This window comes from Metalysinibacillus jejuensis (assembly GCF_003057615.1).
In the GTDB taxonomy this organism is placed as follows: Bacteria; Bacillota; Bacilli; order Bacillales_A; family Planococcaceae; genus Metalysinibacillus; species Metalysinibacillus jejuensis.
The window spans coordinates 1-1796 of sequence record NZ_QAFW01000113.1; the positions used below are offsets into that span (position 1 = coordinate 1).

Sequence of the window (1796 nt, forward strand, 5' to 3'; positions counted from 1 at the left end):
TACCGACGATTACTATCAACATTTGTGATTTCACCTTGTTCTCAAAGTCAGCGAATTATCATAGTACGTACCATTTATATGAAGATAGTTCACTAGAGCGACTCGATGCGCAAGATGATGTCTTAGAGATTCATTTCATTGAGATGAAAAAGTTTATTCAAGCTTGGCATGAAGATAAGGTCAATCCCCTCGATGATGTTTTAGTACGATGGTTATTATTATTAGGTATGGTCGATGCTAGAAAGCAACGTGTGTATGATGAAATTTATGAAGAACTGGAGGAGCTAGCGATGAAAGATGAACGTTTACTTGAAGCCTTTACGGCATGGGAAGAATTAAGTCAAACGCCTGAGACAGTGATAGCGTATCATTCACGTTTAAAAGCTATCGAGGATCATGAATTAAGCATACTTCATGCTAAAGAAGAAGGCATTGAAGAAGGTATTGAGGTAGGTAAAGCAGAAGGCATTGAAGAAGGTAAAAAAGAAACGATACGTAATGGCTATGAAAATGGTGTAGATGTCACTACATTAGCTTTATTAACAGGCTATAGTGAGGAAAGAGTTAAAGCTATTATTGCATCATTCAAACAAAGTAAGGCATAACATCACATTGAGAATATCGATAAATTACACTAAGTATGATTATCGCTTTTTTGATGAAGTAGCTGAGATTATTGGCAAGATTAATGGGGGTAACCCTAAGGAGCTTATGGAGACATCATCATTTTATGAAATGTATGAAGAGGATATCAATTTTGTGCAACATTATCCTCCAGCTTATTGGGCAGACTTTATTATTGAAGAATGTGATAATATCAAGAAGCAAATTCAGTAACGGCTGCTTGCTGAGTAGAGAGATAGTCAGTTATCACTATGGGGTTGATGGAAAGTAGCGGGAAATCGGGTATGCTAGGTACTGCTTGGTATACAGCCGGTTGCTCGCTATTTTTATTTTGCCATGGAGTAACAAGCAATCGCAGGTTACTCTGCATAAATGCTATATTTTTTTTATTTTTATTTCATAGGGTATGTGGAATAATGGTATATCTTTTATAGGGAAACAACAAACGTACATAGTAAAACCCTTATGATTCATAGGCTTTGAAAGACTCTATTTACTCATGAGGTTTAGGCGAATAACGAAACATCTGTTGAAGTTACAGTAGGTAAAGATGTTACTGCTGAAGACCTAGAGGGTACAACACTTACACTTACTGATAAAGATGGTAAAGAACTCGTAGCAACATTTAAATCATTAAAAGATGGCAAGGCAACATTTGCATTAGCTGAGGACGCTAAATTAGTAGATGCAGAAGTATATCAACTTGCATCAAAAGACTTAGCATTACCAGTTAAAGAAGTAACAGCAAAAACAAAAGAAGCTTACGCTAAAACGTTCACAGTAACAACTAAAGAACTTACAGCAACAGCTAAAGATGCAGAGGCAAGTGCTGTTAAAGACATCTACTTCGATGCAAAAGACCAATACGGTAATGCTATCAAAGTAACTAAAGTCCCTGAAAATTTAAAATCAACAGTAACATATAATAGCACGCGTGTTGATTAGCCAAAATCACGTAACACTTTTTTGATAAATCATCCGAGCTGATGATAAGATTTCTTCGACGTACGTTCGCCATTTCACCGGAAGCGCATGCCAAAGAAATAGGCGTGTAAAACCTGCGAATGACAAGGAGTCTACGTCTGATTTCAATTGAATGCGGCTGTGTAAAAACTTTAATAAAACATAGGCAATTAACGCGGCGAAAAGCTGACTAAATACCGCATTTTTAG

General features: G+C 36.6%; 2 protein-coding genes and 1 pseudogene. 2 read left to right on the forward strand and 1 reads right to left on the reverse strand.

Annotated elements, in window-relative coordinates:
* Both DDE80_RS14230 and DDE80_RS14235 read left to right on the forward strand, forming a co-directional pair.
* Positions 1-605 (forward strand): Rpn family recombination-promoting nuclease/putative transposase (locus DDE80_RS14230; protein ID WP_153060928.1); only part of this gene is annotated, 605 nt, incomplete at its 5' end.
* A gap of 7 nt (positions 606-612) precedes the next feature.
* On the forward strand, positions 613-837 hold the full coding sequence (locus DDE80_RS14235; protein ID WP_153060929.1) for a hypothetical protein: 225 nt from the start codon (positions 613-615) through the stop codon (positions 835-837).
* Positions 838-1575: 738 nt separating this feature from the next.
* On the opposite strand, the pseudogene DDE80_RS15500 reads toward DDE80_RS14235, so the two are convergent.
* Positions 1576-1796 (reverse strand): annotated as a pseudogene (locus DDE80_RS15500) (IS4 family transposase); the annotation flags it as partial.